General features: G+C 68.5%; 8 protein-coding genes. All 8 read right to left on the bottom strand.

What is annotated here, in order from left to right:
• Positions 1–347: 347 nt before the first annotated feature.
• Entirely contained in the window at positions 348–1328 is a 981-nt protein-coding gene (locus tag QOL16_RS17185) for a ParB/RepB/Spo0J family partition protein (protein WP_065960476.1), read from the bottom strand.
• Complete coding sequence (locus tag QOL16_RS17190; protein ID WP_290439171.1) at positions 1328–2221, bottom strand: ParA family protein; 894 nt, start codon at positions 2219–2221, stop codon at positions 1328–1330. Before QOL16_RS17190 ends, QOL16_RS17185 begins: the two co-directional genes overlap by 1 nt.
• Positions 2222–2298: 77 nt before the next feature.
• Positions 2299–2946, bottom strand: a complete 648-nt coding sequence (gene rsmG, locus QOL16_RS17195) for a 16S rRNA (guanine(527)-N(7))-methyltransferase RsmG (RefSeq protein WP_071285553.1) — start codon at positions 2944–2946, stop codon at positions 2299–2301.
• Complete coding sequence (locus tag QOL16_RS17200; RefSeq protein WP_071248181.1) at positions 2943–3416, bottom strand: R3H domain-containing nucleic acid-binding protein; 474 nt, start codon at positions 3414–3416, stop codon at positions 2943–2945. The genes rsmG and QOL16_RS17200 overlap by 4 nt, the downstream gene beginning before the upstream one ends.
• A 96-nt stretch (positions 3417–3512) precedes the next feature.
• Positions 3513–4475 (bottom strand): membrane protein insertase YidC, encoded by a 963-nt coding sequence (gene yidC / locus QOL16_RS17205; RefSeq protein WP_071285602.1) that lies wholly within the window; start codon positions 4473–4475, stop codon positions 3513–3515.
• A gap of 8 nt (positions 4476–4483) precedes the next feature.
• The gene (yidD, locus tag QOL16_RS17210; protein WP_065960467.1) at positions 4484–4864 is read right to left on the bottom strand and encodes a membrane protein insertion efficiency factor YidD; all 381 of its coding nucleotides are present in this window, start codon (positions 4862–4864) and stop codon (positions 4484–4486) included.
• On the bottom strand, positions 4861–5331 hold the full coding sequence (gene rnpA, locus QOL16_RS17215) for a ribonuclease P protein component (protein WP_370692549.1): 471 nt from the start codon (positions 5329–5331) through the stop codon (positions 4861–4863). The genes yidD and rnpA overlap by 4 nt, the downstream gene beginning before the upstream one ends.
• Positions 5270–5407 (bottom strand): 50S ribosomal protein L34, encoded by a 138-nt coding sequence (rpmH, locus tag QOL16_RS17220; protein WP_043595303.1) that lies wholly within the window; start codon positions 5405–5407, stop codon positions 5270–5272. Before rpmH ends, rnpA begins: the two co-directional genes overlap by 62 nt.
• Between the last annotated feature and the right edge of the window lie 593 nt (positions 5408–6000).

Raw genomic sequence — 6000 nt, forward strand, 5'->3', positions numbered from 1 at the left:
GTCTCGCGGCCTGGAGCACTCCCCACCGGGCCTCACAGGCCCTCTCGCAGTCGCCTGGTCCATCGACCCGCCCGAGGGTGCGATCGCCCCGGAGAAGCGCGTACAGCGGTTTCGGGTCGCTGCCCACCGACTGTCAGTTCGACTCCGTCGCGCTGCCGTTCGCCGAAACGAACCCAGACGGTCCCACTCCGCGTTGCCCGTGCAGACCAGGCTCCACGTGGAACCGCGGATCGCAGCGCCCCGGCGCGACTCGACAATGTTCCACGTGGAACGCCGGCCTTCCGGAGCGAGACTCGACGATGTTCCACGTGGAACATCGGCCCCTGCAAGGTCGACGACGCGACGGGTCAGCCGGTGACGTCGCCCAGGCCGAGCTCGCCGAGGATCCGGTTCAGGTCGTCGCCGTTCGCGAAGTCGATCGTCACCGAGCTCTTGCGCGCACCGACGGCGATCTTCACCCGCGTGTTCAGCCGGTCGCCGAGTCGCTCGGCGACGTCGTTGAAGTGGGCCTGCTTCTTCGACGGCTCGGCCTTGGGCTTCGCCGGCGTCTTCGTGCTGAGCTGTTGCGCGATGGCCTCAGCCGCACGAACCGAAAGGTCCTCGTTCACGATCTTCTCGGCGAGGTACTCCATCGCCTCGGCGTCCGGAGCAGCGAGGATCGCGCGAGCGTGCCCCGCGGACAGCACACCGGCCGCCACTCGACGCTGCACGGGGGAGGGGAGGCGGAGCAGGCGGATCGTGTTGGTGATCTGCGGACGTGAACGGCCGATGCGCTGCCCGAGCTCCTCCTGGGTGATGCCGAAGTCCGCGAGCAGCTGCTGGTAAGCCGATGCCTCCTCCAGCGGGTTCAACTGCGCACGGTGCAGGTTCTCCAGGAGGGCGTCGCGGAGCATCGCGTCATCGGGGGTGTCCTTGACGATCGCGGGGATGGTCGTCAGGCCGAGTTCCTTCGTCGCACGGAGGCGGCGCTCGCCCATGATGAGCTCGTACTGGGGCTCGGTACCGGTCGCACCCGCGATGGGGCGCACCACGATCGGCTGCAGGAGTCCGATCTCGCGGATTGAGTGCACGAGCTCCTGGAGCTCCTCCTCGCGGAACTCCTTGCGCGGCTGCTGCGCGTTCGGCACGACGTCGAGCGGATTGAGGTTCGCCAGGCGTGCACCGGGCACCGCGAGCAGGTCCTCTGCGGTCTGCCCCGAAGCACTGGGCGCCGAAGCCGGCGTGCCTCCCGTGGGGAAGAACACGTCGACGGGACGGTCCTGCTGGTCACTCGCGGTCGGGATGAGTGCGCCGATGCCTCGTCCGAGGCCGGTTCGCTTGGGTGCCATCAGTCCTGCGCTCCTCGTGCTGCGATCTCGGCGGCCGCCTCGAGGTACGAGAGCGACCCGGACGAGTTGACGTCGTACGACACGACGCTCTGGCCGTAGCTCGGAGCCTCGCTGACCCGGACGGACCGGGGGATCATCGCCTGCAACACCTGGTCGCCGAAGTGCTCTCGGACGTCCGCAGCGACCTGGTTCGACAGGTTCGTGCGCCCGTCGAACATGGTGAGCAGGATGGTCGAGACCCGCAGGTTCGGGTTCAGGTGCCGCTCGATGAGTTCGATGTTCCGCAGGAGCTGGCTCAGGCCCTCGAGCGCGTAGTACTCGGTCTGGATCGGGATGAGCACTTCCTGCGCCGCGACGAACGCGTTGATCGTCAGGAGTCCCAGCGAGGGCGGGCAGTCGATGAAGACGTAGTGGTACGGCTCGTCCAGCGAGCTGAGGTACTGGTCCAGTGCCGTGCGGAGTCGCTGCTCGCGGGCCACGAGGGAGACGAGTTCGATCTCCGCGCCGGCGAGGTGGATGGTGGCCGGCACGCACCAGAGCGTGTCCGACTCGGGGGAGCGTTGCACGGTGTCCGCGATCGGCGCCTCGTCGACGATGACGTCGTAGATGCTCGCGACCTCGGCCTGGTGGTCCACTCCGAGCGCCGTCGACGCGTTGCCCTGCGGGTCGAGGTCGATCACCAGCACGCGCGCCCCACCGTGCGCGAGCGCCGCCGCGAGGTTGACGGTCGTCGTGGTCTTCCCGACGCCGCCCTTCTGGTTCGACACCGTGAAGATCCGCGTCTTCGGCGGCAGCGGGAACTGCTGCGTCGCGATCGCTCGGCGCCGACGGTTGAGATCGGCGATCTCGCGCGCGAGGGGTGTCGACGCGTCGTAGTCAGTCGATGAACTCAACGAAGACCTCTTCCCCGGTTCGATGTTTCACGTGGAACGTGCCGGCGATCACCGGTCGAACCGGCCGAGCTGCAGCGTCAGTCAACTGTAGCCCGGAAGACTCGCGTGGTCTCCTCGACCACACCGTCCCCGAGCTCGAGAACCTCGACGTCGGCGAGCCGCTTTCGGAGGATGACCTTGCGGGCCTTCTCGATCTCCTCGTCGACCCGGGCGCCCTTCATCAGGATGAGCTGCCCTCCGGAACGAACGAGCGGCACCGTCAACGGGATGAGCTTCGACAGGGCACTGACCGCGCGCGCGGTCACCTGGTCGACGACGATCTCGTCAGCGACGTCCTCAGCCCGGCCACGGACGACCTCGACGTTGTCGAGCCCCAGGCGTGTGGCCTCGCTCGTCAGCCACTCGCAACGCCGTTCCATCGGCTCGATGAGCGTGAAGGACACGTCGGCCCGAGCGATCGCGAGCACGAGACCCGGCAACCCGGCACCCGAACCGACGTCGGCAACTCGGCCACGCGCCTCCAGGAGGGGTGCCAGGAGTGCAGAGTTGAGGATATGTCGTGTCCACAGCCGAGGCAGCTCGAGCGGGCCGATGAGGCCCAGCTCCTCGCCCCGACGCGCGAGCTCGTGTGTGAAGGAGCGTGCGAGCTCGATCCGATCGCCGAACAGGTCGACCGCCGCGGCGGGCTCCTGTTCCAGGACCGGGGCCGGTGCCTCGTCCGTCATCGGGTGACGACCGTGTGGCGGTCCCGACCCTCACCCTCGGACTCCGAGTGCAGGCCCTTCTCGGCCACGAGGTCGTGCACGAGCTTGCGCTCGTAGGACGACATCGGGGGGAGGGCAGCCGACGGCGCACCGGCCTCGATGCGCTCGGCGGCGGTGTCGACCAGGCGCTGCAGCTCGGACGCACGGGCATCGCGCGAGCCACCGATGTCGAGGATGAGACGGCTGAACTCGCCGGTCTCGGCCTGCACGGTGATGCGCGTCAGCTCCTGGAGCGCCGACACGGTGTCCGGCTTCGCGAGCACACGGAGGGCACCGCCCTCGTCGGAGACCGACAGGTAGACGCGTCCGGCGCGCTCCTCGATCTCGATGTCGCCGTCGAGGTCGCAGATGTCGAGGAGCTCCTCGATGTAGTCCGCCGCGATGTCCGCTTCGTCACGGACGTCCCCGTCACGCACGTCCCCGTCACGCACGTCCCCGTCGCGGACGTCCTCGTCCGTGGTGGCGGCCTGCTCGGCGTCGGCGTGCTCGTCCGCCACGTCAGCGGCGGCGATGTCCTGCTCGGTCACTTACTTCTTCCCAGTCTTCTTGGAACGGTTCTTGCCGACGGGCTGCTGCCGCTGCGTGTTCACACGGGCGGCCTCGGCCTCGACGGCACCTGCGCCGACGCCGGCCTCGGCGAGGACCGGGGTCCCACGACGCTGGGCCTTCTTCGCCAGGCGGGCCTCGCGCGCCAGAGCGGCCTCGGACCCCGGGGTCGGCATGCTGCGGATCACGAAGAACTGCTGGGCCATGGTCCAGACGTTCGAGGCGAGCCAGTAGAACATGACGCCGAGCGGGAAGCTCAGGCCCGAGATCACGAAGACCAGGGGGAGGATGTACAGCATCATCTTCTGCTGGCGGTACATCGGCGACGCCTTGGTCTCCGGCGACATGTTCCTGGCGACGAGCTGCAGCTGCGTGATGAACTGCGAGACGGTCATCACGACGATCATGAAGCCGGCGATGACCCGCACCTCCCACCCGGAGGCGTTCGTGAAGGTCTCGTGCAGGGGGGCGCCGAACAGGGCGGCGTTGCCGAAGTCCTGCGCCAGGGTGTTCGTGAGCAGGCCGATGCCCGTCTTGTTGATCTGCGCCTCGTGCAGCACCGAGTACAGCGAGAAGAAGATCGGCATCTGGATGAGCAGCGGCAGGCAGGAGCTCAGCGGGTTCGTCCCGGTCTCCTTGTAGAGCGCCATGGTCTCGCGGCTCATGGCCTCACGCGAGAACTGGTCCTTCTTGCCCTTGTACTTGTCCTGGATCTTCTTCAGCTGCGGTGCGACCTCGAGCATCCGGCGCTGCGACTTGATCTGCCGCACGAAGATCGGGATGAGCGCCGCCCGGACCACGAAGGTCAGGAAGATGATCGACAGCACCCACGTGATGCCCGCCGAGGGGTCCATCCCGATGCTCTCGAAGATCCAGTGGAAGGCCACGAGGATCGCCGAGACCACCCACTTGAGGGGCCAGAGGATCGTTCCGATGAAGACCATGAGGACGGTCACGCCTTTCGAGTGCGCTGGGTGAGCAGGACCGGGCGGTGGGCACCGACCGGACGGGATCCCTGCTGCGGGGTCGGCGCGAGTACGAACCCGAACCGGTTGACGAGGTAGGGACGACGTCGCTCACGCACGTCGTCGATGCCGCCGGCGGCCCAGGGGTTGCACCGTGCGATGCGCCACGCGCCCATCGCCGATCCGCGGACGACGCCGTACTGCTGGATGGCCTCGAGCGCGTACCGGGAGCACGAGGGGTGGTAGCGGCAGACGTTGCCGTACAGCGGGGAGACCACCGCGCGGTACACGCGGAGCACGACGACGCACGCGTTGCGCGGGAGCAACGCGAGGACCCAGCCGAGCCGGGTCAACAGGGTGCGGTTCATGCTGCTGCCTTCTCCACCCCGCGCGCGAAGGAGCGCGAGACGTCTTCGAGCAGGGTAGGCCATGTGGCACCCGCTGCGGCTGGCAGTGCCCTGATGACCACGTCGTGCCCGGTCGGCACCTCGGTCAGCAGCTCGTGCGCGATCGCCTTGAACCGTCGACGGAGCAGGTTCCGCGTGACCGCGTTCCCGACGGTCTTCGCGACGATGAACCCGAAGCGGGTCGGGGCATCGACCGCGACTGCGCCACCGGGAGTACGCCTGACCACGGATACGACGACGTGCGCCGTGGCGCTCCTGCGACCACGACGCACGACGGACCGGTAGTCGGAACCGCTGACGATGCGGTTGGCGCGGGCCAACACGATCGCTACCGGGTCCGGGACCGGATCAGGCGCTCCAGCCCGATCAGGCGGAGAGCTCGGTGCGGCCCTTGCCGCGACGTGCGGCGAGGATCGCGCGGCCGGCACGGGTGCGCATGCGGGCGCGGAAGCCGTGCTTCTTGGCGCGACGACGGTTGTTCGGCTGGAAGGTGCGCTTGCTCATGATGATCTCCACACGGCTGCGCTGGAGGGATGGGCTCAGCGCGAGCCGTCACGTATGTATGTAGAGCCGTCCGACGTGGCCGGACGACGCGATGGGCGCGACCAAGAGGCCGCAGTCAACTGGATAACGGTACGTGACGGCGGCGGTCAGGTCAAACGCAGCTCCGGACGCGCACGCACGGTGCCGGGCGTGACCCCGTCCTCCACATTGGGGAAAACCTTCGTTCGGTACGACCACCCCTGACCCTTTACAGTGGTGTGATCGATCGGCCCGTTCCCCGGAGCCACGGGGGAGTACCCCCCAGAGCGCCGGCGCGGTCGACGTGGACAGGACTGTGGACAACCCTGTGGACCACCGCTCGCGGGGCCCGCACCGCTGGACCCCGGACGACACGTCCCGTACCCGGACCGACGACGGTGCCGCCCGGGCCCGGACCGGGTCCCGCGGGGCACACCGGCTCAGCCGGCCCGGCACAGACCAGCACGCAAGAACCGCCGGGGCCGCGGCCCGCACGACGAAGACCCACCACCGGACACGACCACCACCGGCCGAGCACGGCCGACCACGACAGCGAACCTGGAGACGAGCGCGAC

Origin of the sequence: Curtobacterium sp. MCBA15_004, from assembly GCF_001865055.2 — a bacterium.
Classification (GTDB): Bacteria; Actinomycetota; Actinomycetes; order Actinomycetales; family Microbacteriaceae; genus Curtobacterium.

Bases quoted from the DNA above. Each gene is read 5' to 3' on its own strand.
- QOL16_RS17185 (WP_065960476.1), bottom strand. From the start codon at position 1,328: ATGGCACCCAAGCGAACCGGCCTCGGACGAGGCATCGGCGCACTCATC.
- rsmG (WP_071285553.1), bottom strand. From the start codon at position 2,946: ATGACGGACGAGGCACCGGCCCCGGTCCTGGAACAGGAGCCCGCCGCG.
- yidC (WP_071285602.1), bottom strand. From the start codon at position 4,475: ATGGTCTTCATCGGAACGATCCTCTGGCCCCTCAAGTGGGTGGTCTCG.
- yidD (WP_065960467.1), bottom strand. From the start codon at position 4,864: ATGAACCGCACCCTGTTGACCCGGCTCGGCTGGGTCCTCGCGTTGCTC.
- rpmH (WP_043595303.1), bottom strand. From the start codon at position 5,407: ATGAGCAAGCGCACCTTCCAGCCGAACAACCGTCGTCGCGCCAAGAAG.